Origin of the sequence: Prauserella aidingensis (assembly GCF_024171865.1) — a bacterium.
In the GTDB taxonomy this organism is placed as follows: domain Bacteria; phylum Actinomycetota; class Actinomycetes; order Mycobacteriales; family Pseudonocardiaceae; genus Prauserella; species Prauserella aidingensis.
In genome coordinates this window covers 16,089-31,727 of the sequence record NZ_JAMTCN010000004.1, presented here as the reverse complement: position 1 = coordinate 31,727, position 15,639 = coordinate 16,089, and the positions used below count along the sequence as shown (strand labels likewise).

18 protein-coding genes are annotated in these 15,639 nt (G+C 71.1%); 13 read left to right on the top strand and 5 right to left on the bottom strand.

Going from position 1 to position 15,639, the window contains the following annotated elements; all coding sequences use genetic code 11:
• Positions 1-40 precede the first annotated feature (40 nt).
• Entirely contained in the window at positions 41-1,066 is a 1,026-nt protein-coding gene (locus tag LY13_RS06070; RefSeq protein ID WP_253827293.1) for a 6-phosphofructokinase, read from the top strand.
• Between the two features lie 42 nt (positions 1,067-1,108).
• Here LY13_RS06070 and LY13_RS06065 read toward each other — a convergent pair whose 3' ends face one another.
• Positions 1,109-1,531 carry a type II toxin-antitoxin system VapC family toxin gene (locus LY13_RS06065; protein WP_253827292.1) on the bottom strand — a complete coding sequence of 141 codons (423 nt, stop codon included), beginning with the start codon at positions 1,529-1,531 and terminating at the stop codon, positions 1,109-1,111.
• Positions 1,528-1,773 carry an AbrB/MazE/SpoVT family DNA-binding domain-containing protein gene (locus LY13_RS06060; protein WP_253827291.1) on the bottom strand — a complete coding sequence of 82 codons (246 nt, stop codon included), beginning with the start codon at positions 1,771-1,773 and terminating at the stop codon, positions 1,528-1,530. The genes LY13_RS06065 and LY13_RS06060 overlap by 4 nt, the downstream gene beginning before the upstream one ends.
• A gap of 90 nt (positions 1,774-1,863) precedes the next feature.
• Between LY13_RS06060 and LY13_RS06055 the strand changes: the two genes are divergently transcribed.
• The 5 genes from LY13_RS06055 (at position 1,864) to LY13_RS06035 (ending at position 6,282) form a co-directional block, all read left to right on the top strand.
• The gene (locus tag LY13_RS06055; protein WP_253827290.1) at positions 1,864-2,526 is read left to right on the top strand and encodes a DUF2461 domain-containing protein; all 663 of its coding nucleotides are present in this window, start codon (positions 1,864-1,866) and stop codon (positions 2,524-2,526) included.
• Between the two features lie 91 nt (positions 2,527-2,617).
• Positions 2,618-4,042 carry a pyruvate kinase gene (pyk, locus tag LY13_RS06050; RefSeq protein WP_253827289.1) on the top strand — a complete coding sequence of 475 codons (1,425 nt, stop codon included), beginning with the start codon at positions 2,618-2,620 and terminating at the stop codon, positions 4,040-4,042.
• A gap of 47 nt (positions 4,043-4,089) precedes the next feature.
• Positions 4,090-4,992 (top strand): acyl-CoA thioesterase II, encoded by a 903-nt coding sequence (gene tesB / locus LY13_RS06045; RefSeq protein WP_253827288.1) that lies wholly within the window; start codon positions 4,090-4,092, stop codon positions 4,990-4,992.
• Positions 4,993-5,153: 161 nt separating this feature from the next.
• Positions 5,154-6,014, top strand: a complete 861-nt coding sequence (locus LY13_RS06040) for a helix-turn-helix domain-containing protein (RefSeq protein ID WP_253827287.1) — start codon at positions 5,154-5,156, stop codon at positions 6,012-6,014.
• 22 nt (positions 6,015-6,036) lie between these two features.
• On the top strand, positions 6,037-6,282 hold the full coding sequence (locus LY13_RS06035) for a DUF397 domain-containing protein (protein WP_253827286.1): 246 nt from the start codon (positions 6,037-6,039) through the stop codon (positions 6,280-6,282).
• An 89-nt stretch (positions 6,283-6,371) separates the two neighbouring features.
• Here LY13_RS06035 and LY13_RS06030 read toward each other — a convergent pair whose 3' ends face one another.
• On the bottom strand, positions 6,372-7,994 hold the full coding sequence (locus LY13_RS06030) for a succinic semialdehyde dehydrogenase (RefSeq protein WP_372493768.1): 1,623 nt from the start codon (positions 7,992-7,994) through the stop codon (positions 6,372-6,374).
• Between the two features lie 189 nt (positions 7,995-8,183).
• Complete coding sequence (locus LY13_RS06025; RefSeq protein WP_253827285.1) at positions 8,184-8,825, bottom strand: TetR/AcrR family transcriptional regulator; 642 nt, start codon at positions 8,823-8,825, stop codon at positions 8,184-8,186.
• A gap of 117 nt (positions 8,826-8,942) precedes the next feature.
• Between LY13_RS06025 and LY13_RS06020 the strand changes: the two genes are divergently transcribed.
• The 7 genes from LY13_RS06020 to LY13_RS05990 all read left to right on the top strand — a co-directional run bounded on the left by LY13_RS06020 (position 8,943) and on the right by LY13_RS05990 (position 14,768).
• Positions 8,943-10,100 (top strand): acyl-CoA dehydrogenase family protein, encoded by a 1,158-nt coding sequence (locus tag LY13_RS06020; protein WP_253827284.1) that lies wholly within the window; start codon positions 8,943-8,945, stop codon positions 10,098-10,100.
• A 26-nt stretch (positions 10,101-10,126) separates the two neighbouring features.
• Positions 10,127-11,269 (top strand): CaiB/BaiF CoA transferase family protein, encoded by a 1,143-nt coding sequence (locus tag LY13_RS06015; protein ID WP_253827283.1) that lies wholly within the window; start codon positions 10,127-10,129, stop codon positions 11,267-11,269.
• 295 nt (positions 11,270-11,564) lie between these two features.
• Positions 11,565-11,870: a hypothetical protein gene (locus LY13_RS06010; protein WP_253827597.1), complete on the top strand. Its 306-nt coding sequence runs from the start codon at positions 11,565-11,567 to the stop codon at positions 11,868-11,870.
• A 381-nt stretch (positions 11,871-12,251) separates the two neighbouring features.
• The gene (locus LY13_RS06005; protein WP_253827282.1) at positions 12,252-12,755 is read left to right on the top strand and encodes a helix-turn-helix transcriptional regulator; all 504 of its coding nucleotides are present in this window, start codon (positions 12,252-12,254) and stop codon (positions 12,753-12,755) included.
• Between the two features lie 156 nt (positions 12,756-12,911).
• Entirely contained in the window at positions 12,912-13,835 is a 924-nt protein-coding gene (locus LY13_RS06000; RefSeq protein WP_372493767.1) for a lytic murein transglycosylase, read from the top strand.
• Positions 13,836-13,921: 86 nt separating this feature from the next.
• Entirely contained in the window at positions 13,922-14,386 is a 465-nt protein-coding gene (locus LY13_RS05995) for a transcriptional regulator (protein WP_253827280.1), read from the top strand.
• A gap of 4 nt (positions 14,387-14,390) precedes the next feature.
• On the top strand, positions 14,391-14,768 hold the full coding sequence (locus LY13_RS05990; protein ID WP_253827279.1) for a DUF3817 domain-containing protein: 378 nt from the start codon (positions 14,391-14,393) through the stop codon (positions 14,766-14,768).
• Here the strand turns inward: LY13_RS05990 and LY13_RS05985 are convergent.
• Complete coding sequence (locus tag LY13_RS05985; protein ID WP_253827574.1) at positions 14,746-15,603, bottom strand: spermidine synthase; 858 nt, start codon at positions 15,601-15,603, stop codon at positions 14,746-14,748. The two genes, LY13_RS05990 and LY13_RS05985, sit on opposite strands and share 23 nt — an antisense overlap.
• Positions 15,604-15,639: the final 36 nt, after the last annotated feature.

Genomic DNA, 15,639 nt, shown 5'->3' with positions numbered 1-15,639 from the left:
GTGCGCAGAGTGATGTCACGGCCACGAAGGGTGGATCGGAATGCGCGTGGGGGTCCTGACCGGCGGCGGCGACTGTCCCGGGCTCAACGCGGTGATCCGCGCGGTGACGCTGAAGGGCACCGGTGAGCACGGCTGGGACGTCGTCGGGTTCCGCGACGGCTGGCGCGGCCCGCTCACCGGGTCGCTGCACCCGCTCGGCCCCGGCGACGTCGAGTCGATCCTCGCCCGCGGCGGCACGATCCTCGGCACCTCGCGCACCAACCCGTACGCCGACGGCGGAGGGGCCGAACGGGTCGCGGAGGTACTGGCCGAGGAAGGCGTCGACGCGCTGGTCGCCATCGGCGGCGAGGACACGCTCGGCGTCGCGGAGCGACTGTGGCGGGACGGCGTGAACGTCGTCGGTGTGCCGAAGACGATCGACAACGACCTCGGCGCCACCGACTACACGTTCGGCTTCGACACCGCGGTGCACATCGCCACCGAGGCGATCGACCGGCTCCACACCACGGCCGAATCCCACCATCGTGCCCTCGTCGTCGAGGTGATGGGGAGGCACGCCGGATGGCTCGCGCTCCACTCCGGCCTCGCGGGCGGGGCGAGCGTGATCCTCGTGCCCGAGCAGCCGTTCTCGGTGGAGCGGGTGGCCTGTTGGGTGCAGGCCCGGTTCGACCGCGAGCACGCGCCGATCGTGGTCGTGGCCGAGGGCGCGCAGCCCGACGACGGCGGTGAGATGCTGCAGACCGGCGAGAAGGACGCGTTCGGGCACGTGCGGCTGGGCGGTGTGGGCCAGTGGCTGGCCGACGAGCTCGCCCGGCGCACCGGCGAGGAGTCCCGTGCGGTCGTGCTCGGTCACACCCAGCGTGGCGGCACGCCGACCGCCTACGACCGCGTGCTGGCCACCCGGTTCGGCCTGCACGCCGTGGACGCGGTCGCCGACGGCGACTTCGGCACGATGACGGCCCTGCGCGGCACCGACATCGTCCGGGTTCCCCTGGCCGAGGCGACCGCCGCGCTGAAGACGGTGCCGCCCGAGCGCTACGCCGAGGCGGCGGTCCTCTTCGGCTGAGTGGGGGACGGCCACGCACGGGCCGGGTATCGCGGCGGCCGGTCAGGTCAGGAGCTCGGCCGCCGCGCCGGTCGCTTCGTAGGTAGCGGTCGCACGACGGTCGAGACTGAGCAGTGTGGCGTCGTGTTCGGCTGCCGTGAATGCGATCAGGGCGTCGTAGGCCGGGCCGCCGAGAACCTGTCCTGCCGCCACCGTTGCCAGTAGCTCCTGGTAGCCGGTCTCCGACAACGTCAGAAACGGTTCGGTGAACCGTTGCGTGATGAAGGCGTGCACGAGCGACGGTTGGGCGCGATGAGGGGGTGGCAGGCGTGTCAGCACCGAGTACGTCTCGACGGCCGCGTGCGCGATGAGGCGTGGGCGTGCGGCCAGTGCTTTGCGCGCGGCCTCATGGTGCTCGTGCCAGGTGGCGAACGCGGCGATCACGACGCTCGAATCGACGGCGTGCATCGTGGCAGTGCTGTTCATCGGCGGTTGCGCTCCAGTGCGGCGCGAACCTCGTCGGCCGTGAGCGCGGGCATGTCGGCATCGGCCACGGCGACGACACCGTCGCCGTCGTCGACCAGCTGCATGGGTGTCGGTGCAGGTGTGATCTCGAGGCTGCCGTCCCGCTCCGTGATGTCGAGGGGCTGGCCTGCCGCGATACCGAGAGCGTCACGTAACGCCTTGGGAATGACGATGCGTCCGGCACTGTCGATGGCAGTCTGCATGGCACCAGATTACCATTGTCACGGGTGGCGTCGGTCCTCGACGGCACCGCCGTCAGCCGTGCGCCGCCGTGCCGGTTAGCGTGGCTCGCCGTGGGGTTCACGGGATTCGGCGAGTACGCGATCGACTTCTACGACGGCCTGGTGGCGGACAACTCGAAGCCGTACTGGAACGCCAACGTCGAGACCTACCGTCGCGACGTGCGCGGTCCGATGGAGGCGTTGCTGGCCGAACTGGCCGACGAGTTCTCCGACCTGGGCGAGCCGAAGGTGTTCCGCCCGTACCGTGACGTGCGGTTCGCCAAGGACAAGACGCCCTACAAGGCCCACTGCGGCGGGGTGATCGAGGCCGGCCGTGGCGGCGGCGCGTGCTACGTGGAGGTGGGACCCGCCGGGCTGCGTGCGGGCGGAGGGTGTTTCCACCTCGCCGCCGATCAGCTGGCCCGGTTCCGGCAGGCCGTCGACACCGACGTCCACGGCCGCGCCCTCGAACGCATCCTCGCCGACCTGCGCGGCCAGGGCTGGGAGATCGCGGGGGAGACGCTCAAGACGCGCCCGCGTGGCGTGCCCGCCGACCATCCCCGGCTGGAACTGCTGCGTCACCGCAGGCTGTACGCGATCCACACGTGGGAGCCCGACGACACGCTGCACGAACCGGAATGCCTCGACCGGGTGCGCCGCGCCTGGCGGCAGGTGCGGGCGCTGAACGAGTGGGCCCGCGACCACGTCGGGGTGAGCGAACGGCCACGGCGCTGACCGGCGCCGCCGCGGGTACACCACGCGACGCGGCACGCGGAGACCGGATCGGTCAAGACGAGACGGCGCCGACGGTCTACGCTGTGCAGGTGTGAGCCGACGAGCGAAGATCGTATGCACCATGGGCCCCGCGACGGCGACGAAGGAGAAGGTCCACGACCTCGTCGAATCGGGCATGGACGTGGCCCGGATGAACTTCAGCCACGGTGACCACGACGACCACAGGCAGGTGTACGACCTCGTCCGCGCCGCCGCGGCCGAGACGGGCCGGGCCGTCGGCATCCTCGCCGACCTGCAGGGCCCGAAGATCCGGCTCGGCACGTTCGCCAGCGGTCCCGTCGAGTGGCGTACCGGGGACACGGTGCGCATCACCGTCGAGGACGTGGTCGGCACCCACGACCGCGTGTCCACCACGTACAAGGGGCTGGCCGAGGACGCCAAGCAGGGTGACCGGCTGCTGGTCGACGACGGCAAGGTCGGGCTGACGGTCGACGAGGTCGACGGGCCGGACGTGGTATGCACCGTCACCGAAGGCGGCACGGTCAGCAACAACAAGGGCGTGTCGTTGCCGGGCATGGACGTGTCGGTGCCCGCGCTGTCCGACAAGGACGTCGAGGACCTCGAATTCGCGCTGGAACTCGGCGTCGACTTCGTCGCGCTGTCGTTCGTGCGCTCGCCCGCCGACATCGACGTCGTCCACCAGGTGATGGACCGCGTCGGCAAGGGCCGCGTGCCGGTGATCGCCAAGCTGGAGAAGCCCGAGGCCGTCTACAACCTCGAAGCCGTCGTGTTGGCCTTCGACGGCCTGATGGTCGCCCGCGGCGACCTCGGCGTCGAACTGCCGCTCGAGCAGGTTCCGCTGGTGCAGAAGCGGGCCATTCAGATCGCGCGGGAGAACGCCAAGCCGGTCATCGTCGCCACGCAGATGCTCGACTCCATGATCGGCAACTCCCGGCCGACCCGCGCCGAGGCCTCCGACGTCGCGAACGCGGTGCTCGACGGCGCGGACGCGGTGATGCTGTCGGGCGAGACGAGCGTGGGCCGCTACCCGATCGAGACGGTGCAGACGATGTCGCGGATCGTCGAGGCCGTCGAGTCGGATCTGCCGGCGGTGCCGCCGCTGTCGCACGTGCCGCGCACCAAGCGGGGCGTCATCTCGTACGCGGCGCGCGACATCGGCGAGCGGCTCAACGCGAAGGCGCTGGTGGCGTTCACGCAGTCCGGCGACACGATGCGCAGGCTGGCTCGGTTGCACACCCGGTTGCCGCTGCTGGCGTTCACGCCGTTGGAGAGTGTGCGCAGCCAGCTCGCGCTGACGTGGGGCACCCACACCCAGCTCGTGCCGAAGGCCGACTCGACCGACCGGATGATCCAGCAGTGCGACCGCGCCATGATCGAGACGGGTCGGTACCAGCAGGGCGACCTGGTGGTGATCGTCGCGGGCTCGCCCCCGGGCACCGTCGGGTCGACCAACCTGATCAGGGTCCACCGGCTCGGTGAGGACGACCACGCCTGACGGTGCCTGACCCGCCGCGGCGCCTCCGGCGGTGCCAGAATCGGGTCATGACGGAACTGGCGCGTGCGGCGGCATCGGACCCCGGCGACGACTCGGATGGTGGTCAGCCGGTGCTGGACCGGCTGGTGAATCTCCTCGACCTCGAGAAGATCGAGGAAAACATCTTCCGCGGGGTCAGTCCGCCGAACTCGCCGACGCGCGTGTTCGGCGGTCAGGTCGCCGGGCAGGCGCTCGTCGCCGCGGGCCGCACGGTGCCGCCGGATCGTCACGTGCATTCGCTGCACGCCTACTTCATCCGGGGCGGCGACCCGGCCGTGCCGATCGTGTACCAGGTAGACCGTGTCCGCGACGGCCGGTCGTTCACGACGCGGCGGGTCACGGCGGTGCAGCACGGCAAGGCGATCTTCGCGCTGTCGGCGTCGTTCCAGCTGGCCGAGGACGGCGTGGAGCACGCGGGCGACATGCCGGACGTGCCCGATCCGGAGTCGTTGCCGACGCTGGCCGACCGGATCGCGCCGTACGCCGACACGCTCGCCACGCGGGTGGGACCGCGGCCGTTGGACATGCGCTACGTCAACGAGCCGCCGTGGGTGACCCGCGAGACCGGCGGCTGGGAGAGCCGGAACCGGGTGTGGATGAAGGCCGACGGCGAGCTCCCGGACGATCCGCTGTTGCACGTGTGCGTCCTGACCTACGCCTCGGATCTGACGTTGCTGGACTCGGTGCTCGCCGAGCACGGCGTGTACTGGGAGTTCGACACGGTGCTCGGGGCCAGCCTCGACCACGCGTTGTGGTTCCACCGGCCGTTCCGCGCCGACGAGTGGTTCCTCTACGACAGCACCTCACCCACCGCCTCCGGCGCGCGGGGCCTGGCGACGGGCCGCTTCTTCGCCCACGACGGCAGCCACATCGCGACCGTCGTCCAGGAGGGCCTGGTCCGGGTCCTCTAGGCGGCGGTGCCCGTACCGCGCCGTTCCCGGAGCCATTCGCAGAAATGCAATTTGCAGTTCTGCGAATGCCGTGATCCTGCGTCGCCGATGTGATTCCCCGGCACCTACTTTTTCGCGCGCTCGGTGGTTAGATGGGGCGCGCGACGAGGTGGAGGTGAGTGATGACGCGTGGTCAGGGACCGACCGTGCGCCGCCGCAGGCTGGCCGGGGAATTGCGCAGACTGCGGGAGGCCGCGGACCTGACGATCGACGACGTGGCCGAGCGGTTGGAATGCTCGGCGTCGAAGGTGAGCCGGGTCGAGACCGGCAACGTCGGTGTGACGCCGCGGGACGCGCGGGACATGCTGAGCGTGTACGGCGTCACGGGTGAGGAGGCCGACGCGCTCGTCCAGCTGGCCAGGGAGGCACGGAAACGAGGCTGGTGGCACGCCTACAACGAGGTCTTCACCGGCACGTTCGTCGGTCTCGAGGCGGATGCCTCGTCACTGCGGGCGTACCAGGCGCTGCTCGTTCCCGGCCTGCTGCAGACACGCCGGTACGCCCGTGCTGTGATCCGGGCGATGCGGCCCGACGCCACCGAGAGCGAGATCGACCGCCGGGTCGAGGCGCGGATGGAACGGCAGGCGCTGCTGCAGGACGCGCATCCGCCCGAGTACTGGGCCGTGATGGACGAGGCCGTGCTGCAGCGCGCCGTGGGCGGCCCGGAGGTGATGGCGGAGCAGCTGTGGCGCATGCTCGACATCGCGGCGCTGCCGCACGCGACGATTCAGGTCGTCCCGTTCGGCGGCGGTGCCCACCCGGGAATGGAGGGCCCGTTTCTCATTCTCGGATTTCCGGAACAGGCGGATCAGGACGTGGTGTACGTCGACAGTACGAATGGTGGGCTGTATCTCGAGGACGCCGCCGAAGTTCACCGCTACGCGCTCATGTTCGATCATTTGCGCGCCGCGGCCGCCAAACCGGATGATTCGCTCGACCTGATCGAGGCCGCCGCGCGGCGGTTCGAGAAGCACGACAACTGAACCGGATCGACAAGGAGAACACATGGCCAACGCCCCGTCCCACCGTGCCGCGCCGGGTGGTTCGAACCGGGTCCACCCCGGAGAGCTCGCGTGGCGCAAGAGCAGTTACAGCGGTGGCGGCAACGATTGCGTCGAGGTGGCGTTCCTGCCGGGCGGCACGGCCGTCCGGGATTCGAAGAACCCCGGCGGCGGCATGCTGCGCATGACGGCGTCCGAGTGGGACGTGCTTTTGACGGCTGCGCGCAGCGGCGCACTCGACCGGCCCTGACCCCTGCCCCGCCTCCTCGCCCGCTGTGGTCCGGGCGCGGAGGCGGGGCAGGGGCCTGCCGGGCCGCTGGCTCGGCAGGGTCCGCGCGCTCAGCGGCGGGGGAGCCGTCGCAGCGCCGCGATGCCGACCGACATGGCCTTCGCCCAGAGCCGCGGCGGCATGCCTCGGAACGGGCGCAGCCGCAGTCCGCGCTGCACGGCGACCGCCTGGGCCTCGGTGTACTTGAGCAGCCCCTCGGCGCTGTTGCGCCTGCCGACGCCGGACTCCTTCATCCCGCCCATCGGCACCCCGACCGTGCCGAACGTGGCGGCGTAGCCCTCGTTGACGTTCACGGTGCCCGCCTTGATCCGGCGGGCGGCCTCCTCGCCCCGGCGGGCGTCGCGGGTCCACACGCTCGCGTTGAGACCGAACTCGGTGTCGTTGGCGCGTGCGACCGCCTCGTCGACGTCCGAGTAGGAGTACACCGCCACGACCGGGCCGAACGTCTCCTCGCGGAACAGTGTCGCCCGTTCGGTGACGCCGGTGAGTACGGTCGGCTCGTAGAACAGCGGGCCCAGGTCCGGCCGCGGCCTGCCGCCCGCGACGACGGTCGCACCGGCCGCACGTGCGTCGTCCACGTGGGACGACACCGTGGTCAGCTGGTCCTGCGAGGTCAGCGAGCCCATGCCGGCGTGGTAGTCGAGCCCCGCCCCGAGCGTGAGCGCCTCGGTCCGTTCGGCCAGCGCGCGGACGAACTCGTCGTGGATGCTCTCGTGCACGTAGATCCGCTCGACCGACACGCACAGCTGGCCCGCCGACGAGAAGCAGGCGGTGACGGCTCCGGCGGCCGCCTTCCGGACGTCGGCGTCCGGCAGCACGACCATCGGGTTCTTGCCGCCGAGTTCGAGCGAGTAGCCGGTGAGCCGCTCCGCGATCTGCCCGGCCAGCCGCTTGCCCGTGGGCGTGGAGCCGGTGAAGCAGACGTAGTCGGACTCCTCGACGATCGCGTCGCCGATGGCCGAGCCGCGGCCCAGCACGACCTGCCACGCGTCGGCGGGCAGGCCCGCCTGCTCGGCGAGTTCGTGCAGCCACAGCGCCGACAACGCCGTCTGGTTGTCCGGCTTCTGCACGACCGTGTTGCCCGCGGCGAGGGCGGGCAGCACGTCCATGGCCGTCAGCGCGAGCGGGTAGTTCCAGGGTGAGACGACGCCGACGACGCCCTTCGGGTGCCGGACCTCCGAGGCCTTCGTCAACAGCGGCAGCGCGCCCGCGGCCCGGCGTTCGGCCAGCAGCCGCGCACTGTGCTTGCCGTAGTACGAGGCCACCAGCGCCGTCGCACTCACCTCGTCGAAGGCGTCGATCCGCGCCTTGCCCGCTTCGACCTGCACCAGGTCGAGGACCTCGTCCTGGTGGGCGAGCACCAGGTCGGCCAGCCGCAGCAGCACGCGCTGGCGCTCGCGCGCGGGCCATGCGGCCCACGACCGTTGCACCTCACGTGCCCGCGTGAACACGCGGCGCACCTCGGCGTCGCCCGCCTGCGGCAGTGTGGCGATCGGCAGCCCGGTGAACGGCGCGGGCATCGTCACCGGCGCCCCGTCCAGGCCGGTGGCGACGCGGCGGGTGAGCTGCTCGGCGCGCCGCGTCGCGGGCGCACCGGGAACGCCGCCGACGGGATCGGCGGGGCCTGCCGTGGTGGCGGGCTGACTGGGCGCGGGCGGCACGGTGCTGGTCACGGGAGCCTCCGGGGGAGCCGAAACTGTTACTCGCGGGTAATACCTTACCGATGGTCGCAACCCTCGCATCCCGGCGGGCGGAATCGTCGCCAGACTCACTCTCCGCGCCTCCGGCACTGTCCGGCCGGTGCACGGCCGCCCCGTCACGTCCTCGATGGGCGGCCGTCCGTCACTCGCCGCAGTACAGGGTCACTCCCCGAAATACAGCGTCGCGATGTGCTTCCACTCGGCGAGCAGTTGCTCGCGGCGGCGCGGGTCCCCGCCGAGTTCGGCGTCCAGGGCCAGGCCCCGGGTCAGGTTCACCGTCAACCAGAACAGCGTCTCCATCCGCTCCTCGGACAGGTCGCCGGACAGTCCCGTCAACAGTTCCAGGGTCGACCGGCCCAGCGCGCGGTCGACCGGGCGGATCGCGCGGCGCAGTTCCGCGTCCGTGCGAGCGGCGATCCAGAGCTCCATCGCGGCGGTGGCGAGCGTGCCGGAGTAGGAGTTCCAGAGCAGGTCGATCGCCGCGGCGATGCGGTCGGGCCCGTCGGGCAGGTCCCGTGCCTCGGGTGCGCGCCTGCGCTGCAGCCGGGTCGTCAGGTGCTCCACCGCGGAGGCCATGAGCTCCGACTTCGACGAGAAATGGTGCTGGAACGCTCCCTTCGACACGCCGGCGCGGGCGCAGATCTCCTGCATCGACGTGCGCGGGTAACCCAGTTCCACCAGGCATTCGATGGTCGCGTCGAGCAGGGCCGCGCGCGTCTGCGCCCGGCGCTCGGCCTGGGTGCGGTGCGTGCGCGCGGACGAGGGCGGCGTGGGTGGTGTCGGCGGCGTCGGTGGGGTGGTCATGAGCGCGTCACCTGCGACCCCTTTACCTGCTGGGACGGTGGTTGTAGATTCCGATCGGAACTTACATTCCAGGCGGAATGTTTTCCACTCCAGTGTCAGGTGATCGAGGAGGCCGCCGTGCCGCTGCAACTGCCCAGGAGTCCGTGGCTGACCGAGGAGCTCGACGACTTCCGCGAGATGGCGCGGTCGTTCTGCCAGAAGGAACTCACGCCGCACCAGGACCGCTGGATCGAGAACAAGCAGATCGATCGCGAGGTCTGGACCAAGGCGGGCGAGGTCGGCCTGCTGTGCCTGTCCGTCCCGGAGGAGTACGGCGGCGGTGGCGGCACCTTCGCGCACGAGACCGTGCTGTACGAGGAGCAGGCACGCAGCGGCGACAGCGCGTGGGGCGTGTCCGTGCACAACGGGATCGTGGCCCACTACCTCCTCGCGTACGCGGCGGAGGAGAAGAAGCGCGAGTGGCTGCCCAAGCTCGCGAGCGGCGAGTGGATCGGCGCGATCGCCATGACCGAACCGGGCACCGGATCGGACCTGCAGGGCATCAAGACCCGCGCGGTGCGGGACGGCGACGAGTACGTCATCAACGGCGCCAAGACGTTCATCACCAACGGCGCCATGGCCGACTTCGTCGTCGTCGCGTGCAAGACCGACCCGGACCCCGACGCGGGGGCGAAGGGGATGTCACTGATCGCCGTGCCGACGTCGACGGCCGGGTTCCGCCGCGGCCGCGTGCTCGACAAGGTCGGCATGAAGGGCCAGGACACGGCCGAGCTGTTCTTCGACGACGTCCGCGTGCCCGCGGCCAACCTGCTCGGCGACCAGGAGGGACTGGGCTTCTTCCAGCTGATGCAGCAACTGCCGCAGGAGCGGCTGCTGATCGCCGTCACCTCGGTCGCGGGCATGGAGGCGGCGGTGGACCAGACGATCGCCTACACCCACGAGCGCGAGGCGTTCGGCAGGCCGCTGTCGAAGTTCCAGAACACCAAGTTCACCCTCGCCGAGGCCGCCACCGAGGTGGCCGTCTCCCGTGCGTTCCTCGACCAGTGCATCGAGCGGCACCTCAAGGGCGAACTCGACGTCCAGGGTGCGGCGATGGCCAAGCTGTGGACCACCGAGCGGGCCAACCGCGTCATCGACGACTGCGTGCAGCTGTTCGGCGGCTACGGCTACATGATGGAGTACCCCGTCGCACGGGCCTGGGCGGACATGCGGATCTCGCGGATCTTCGGCGGTACCAGCGAGATCATGAAGGACATCATCTCCCGGTCCCTGTGATCCGGGGCGGCGGAAAGGTGGCGACCATGAACGCCGGACCCCTCGGCGGTCTCAGGGTGATCGAACTGGCAGGACTGGCGCCGGCCCCGTTCGCGGGCACGATGCTCGCCGATCTCGGGGCCGACGTCGTGCGGGTGGATCGGGCGCGGCCGGGAGCGGACGTCCTGGGCATCCCGAACGACCCGCTCACGCGGAGCAGGCGCACCATCGGCGTCGACACCAAGACGCCCGAGGGCGTCGAGGTGGTGCTGTCGCTGGCGCAGCGGGCCGACGTCCTCATCGAGGGTTTCCGGCCCGGTGTCGCCGAACGCATGGGGCTGGGCCCGGACCAGGCGCACGCGCGGAACCCGCGGCTGGTGTACGGCCGCGTCACCGGCTGGGGCCAGGACGGTCCGCTCGCGCCGGTGGCCGGACACGACATCAACTACATCGGGCTCTCCGGGGCGCTGGCGACGATCGGCAGGGCAGGGGAGAAGCCGGTGGCTCCGGTGAACTACCTCGGTGACTTCGGCGGTGGCGGGCTGTACCTGGCGATGGGCGTGCTCGCGGCGCTCTACGAACGCATGTCCTCCGGTCAGGGGCAGGTCGTTGACGCGTCGATGGTGGACGGGTCCGCGCTGCTGACCACGCAGCTCTACGGCATGAAGGCCGCCGGAGCGTGGGGCGGGGAGCGGGGCGAGAACCTCCTCGACGGAGGCGCGCCGTTCTACGACACCTACGCGTGCGCCGACGGGCGTTACGTGGCCGTGGGTGCGATCGAGATGCGGTTCTGGACCGCGCTGGTGGAGGTGCTCGAGCTGGACGCCGAGTCGCTGCCGGTGCACCTGGACCGGTCCCGGTGGCCCGAGCTCCGCGAGATCCTCACCGAGGCGATCGGGAAGTACTCGCGCGACGAGCTGGTCGCCAAGGCCGAGGGCACGGACGCGTGCCTGACACCGGTGCTCACACCGGACGAGGCCGCCCAGCATCCGCACAACGTCGCTCGCGGGACGTTCACCGACGTCGGAGGGACCGTGCAGCCCGCGCCGGGACCGAAGTTCGACCGTACTCCCGCACCCGAGCCGCAGGCTTCGCACGAGCAGGGCGCCGACACGGCCGAGGTGCTGGCGGAGTTCGGCTACGACGGTGCGGCCATCGGCGCGTTGCGGGACGGCGGGGCGATCGCCTGACACGGGGCCGCCCAGAGCCGGGGCCTGCCTTGGGACAGGGGCCTGCCTTGGGACAGGGGCTTCCTCGAGCCGGGCCCTGCCCGTGACGCCGGGCCGGCCTGGTGTCGGCCCGGCGTCACGGCGTGCCTCGCTCGTCGGCGGAGAGTGCGGGGAACCGGCCGGGACGCGCGGCGTGTCGTTCCGGCGGTCCCCCGTCTCACTCTTCTAGGGTGCACCCGGACGTGGCGCCCAGGGATACGTTCCGTGACCGGATTCCGCCGTTCGTGTGGGACTCGGTCGGGCAGCCCACGGCCCGGTGACGATGCTGTTGAATGAGCCGCGTGAGCAGGCGGGCTCACCGGTGTTCATCGGGCCGTCACCGCGTACGGTCTCCGGCGCGGCGGAACCGGTACGCGGCCGGGCCGGCCGCCGATGTGAAGAATTGAGTGGAGCGATGTCACCGGGACTCAAGAAATTCCTCATCTTCGGCGTCGTCGCTCTCGTCCTGTTTCTGTTGATCAGCAAGCCCACCGAGTCGGCCGATGCCGTGCAGACGGCTTTGAGCTGGCTCGGAGACGGTGCCCAGGCGCTCGTGACGTTCGTGGAGCGGCTCTTTTCCTGACGGTTACACCGCAGTATCGACCATATGGACAGCGCGTCGTCCGGTGCCGGAAATCCGGTACCGGCGAAACGTCGTGTCAAGGGAAAGAATGCGATTACGCAGCGTGCATCAGCGCCCTTTTCCGGTCGCGGACTGGACCATCCGGGTGGATTCCGGAGCCTGAAGCGCAGGTCAACGGATTCATCGCCGAGAGGGTCTGGCGTGGAGCCGAGTTGCTCTCCTACGGTGCTCACATTGCGTGATCGGGCTGATGCGACATCGCCCGGCGGCAGTGCCCGACAGCGAACAGTTCGACAGCGAACTTCGTCGCCCCGGAGGCGACGTTGCTCTCGACAGTCTTTCCGCAAGCGACTCCGATGTGCGTTGCAGAAGGAGGCAGGGATGCACGATCCCGGCGTTGACGCGGTGATCCAGCAGTGGACCTCTGAGCGTGAGCAGAGCGCCGAGGAGGCCGAGGCGCACCGCATCGCCACGTCCTGGCTCGCAGAGGCCCCGCAGGCTCCACAGAACTCGCCGCAGCCGCCCGGGATCCCGGGGCAGCGGGGAGCGGCGGGCGCCGGTACGTGGGCCGCGCTCGACAGCGCCGACACCACCTACCTGGACGCCATGCGGCAGCGGCTTCCGGACGCGCCCGACGAGTTGCTCGTCGCCGCTGCCGGGTGGTGGCAGATGATCGGTGACGTGCGCGAGGCCGAGGCCTGGTGGGACGCGGGCATCAGCCCGCTGGACCAGCGTGCGCTCGACTACCGTGCCGCCGGATTGGCTCCCGACGACCTCGCCAAGTGGCTCGGACCGCTCACGGTCCTCGAGCACCTCCGCAGGGGCAGCGCCCCCGCGTGGTGCGTGGCACGCCTGACGCGCCAGCGCCGCGACGCCGCGAGCTGAGCGCCGCCTGCGTTCCGCGCCACCGGCCGTCCGGCCCGCGCGGATCACCGGCGCCGCCCGGTTCGGCGTGCCGTCCCCGTCACAGGACGGGCGTAACGTTACGGTGCCTCCGTTCGTTAGCCCCACGGGTGGATCGGTGCACGGAAAGGCCAGGCGGTGCGCACAACGGGAACCGGGGACGGTGGGCAGGACCGTGCCGGCACGAATGCGGCACCGAGAGCCGTGGCGGCGGGACTGCTGACGACGTTGCGGCCCGTGGCGGCCAGGCTGGTCATCGTCGCCGCCGTGCTCACCGTCGGCGCCGGCGGGATCTGGCTCGTGGCGGGCGCCGCCACACCGCAGGCGAGTCCCACGACGACGGACGTGCCGGCGCGGGACATCGAACCGGCACACGTGACGCCCGGTGCCGAAGCCCCCGGTGAGGACCCGTCGGCGGCGCCGGACCCGGGCGGTGACTCGCCGTCCGATCCGGGTGCGAGCACCGGCGGCGGGGCACAGCGGCCCCCGGACTCGCTCGACGCCTGGGCCGAGCGCACCGCGACGGCCACCGGCGTGCCCGCCCGCGCGCTGCGGGCCTACGGCCACGCCGAACTCGCGATGCGGGAACACCAGCCGGCATGCCGTGTCTCCTGGGCGACCCTGGCCGGTATCGGCCGGGTCGAATCCGATCACGGCCGCTACGGCGGTGTGACCCTTCGGCGGGACGGCAGGCCGTCGTCCCCGATCATCGGCGTGCCGCTGAACGGTTCACCCGGCGTGCGCAGCATCACCGACACCGACGGCGGCCGCCTCGACGGGGACCCCCGGCACGACCGCGCCGTCGGCCCGATGCAGTTCATCCCCAGTACCTGGATGCGCCATGCCAGCGACGGCAACGGCGACGGACGGGCCGATCCGCAACAGATCGACGACGCCGCCGTCACCGCCGCGCGATACCTCTGCGCGGGTGGACGTGACATGTCCGGCGCCGACGGCTGGTGGGCCGGGATCATGTCCTACAACAACTCGGTGGAGTACGCGCAGAAGGTGTTCGGCCTCGCCGACGGCTACGCCGCACAGGCCGCGGGCTCCCGGGACTGATCCGCCGCGGCGGCCGGGGATCCGGGGTCTCCCACGTCAGGGTGTGTGACCACGGCCTCGACCACGTGGGTGCTAGCGTCGAAGACGTGAATCCCCGCTCCATCACCGGCCGCACCGTGGGTATCGCGCTGCTGTGCGTCGCGGCCATGGTGGTGTGCTTCGGCCTGGCCTGGTGGCAGTGGGACCGGTTCTCGTCCGCGGGCGGCACGTTCCAGAATCTCGGCTACGTCCTGCAGTGGCCGCTGTTCGGACTCTTCCCCGCGTTCATGGTGTGGCGGTGGCGGGTACTCAGCCGCCGCCGGGCCGAGGAGGCCGTCGGCGACTCCGGTGACGCATCCGGCGGGACGGCGGCGGCCGAGTCCGGTGGACGGGCCGCGGTACCGGCGACGGGGACGGGAGGGTCCGCCCGAACGCGTCCGCCCGAAGCCGTCGGCCGCTCCGGCGGTGCACCCGAGGACACCGCCGATTCCGAAGACCCTGCCGATGCCGAGCTGGCCGCGTACAACCGGTATCTGGCCGAGCTCAACGCACGCGATCAAGAGGTGAAGTGACGACATGGTGACCACCGACCACGACGCCGACGGCCCCGCCGCGGCCACGACCGCGGCGGGCGATCGGGCTCCGGCACCGTTGCGCGGCCCGCTGGCCCGATTCCGCGTCGCCGCCTTCGCCACCGGTATCGGCCTGCTGGGACTGGTGGTGGTGATGGTGATCCGCTACGGCTTCGACAACGCGGGGCCGTCGGCGGTGTACTCGCCCATCCACGGTGTCATCTACATGATCTACCTGGTGCTGGCGGTGGACCTCGCGCTCAAGGCCCGCTGGTCGGTGAAGGGCACCGTCGGCGTGCTGCTCGCCGGGTGCGTACCGCTGCTGTCGTTCTGGGTCGAGCGCAAGGTCCACCAGCGCGTCACGGCAGGGAAGAAGCTCTGACCGACGCCCGCACCGCGTGCGGGGGAACGGTATTGCCCCGCAGTGCCTCGGCGTCGATCGACTCGGGCCGGTAGCCCTCGCCGCGCGCGGTGACGGCCGCGAGTCGCTGCTGCATCGTCGTCACCGGGTCGTCCAGGTGGTCGAGCCTGCCCGACAGGAACGCCCACTCGTGCTCGTCCGAGCCGTAGTAGACGGCGGTGCCGAACACCTCGGTGAACCGCCGCCACGCGGCGACGAGCGTGCGGTTGCGCCACATCGTCGGACAGCCGCCCTGGCAGGTCACCACGCCGCCGGGTGCGAGCAGCCTGCTGCACCGGCGGAGGAAGTCGGCCTCGTAGAGGCGGTTGTGCTGCGCCTCGGCGTCCTCGCTCTCGTCGGGCAGGTCGATCAGCACGACGTCGTAGCGGGTGCCGTCGGCCTCGGCGGCGTCGAGGAAGTCGAAGCCGTCGCGGTAGTGCATCCGCACCGGACCCTCGTGGGCCTCGGCCGCGGCGAGTTCGTCGGGCGTGTAGCCGTACGGCAGGTGGTGCGCGCACAGGCGCACGGTCTCGGCGTCGATGTCGACGTGGTCGACCCGCCTCGCGCCGTGGGTCACCGCCATCGCGCTCGCGACGCCCTCGCTCGAACCGATGATCAACACGGAGCGGACCCGGTCGGCCAGCAGCAGCGGTGGCACGGTGAGCGCCTCGTGGTAGACGAGCTGGGTGGCGTCGGCGCTCTGCCGTTCGTCGTCGCAGAAGAGGGTGAGGCCGTGGGCGGTGCGGCCGATCAGGACGTGCTGGAACGCGGTCGTCGTGTCGACCACCACGTCGTCGACCCGCCAGGTGCGGGTCATGCCGTCGGCGAGCGGTTCGACGATCTCGGTGGCGGA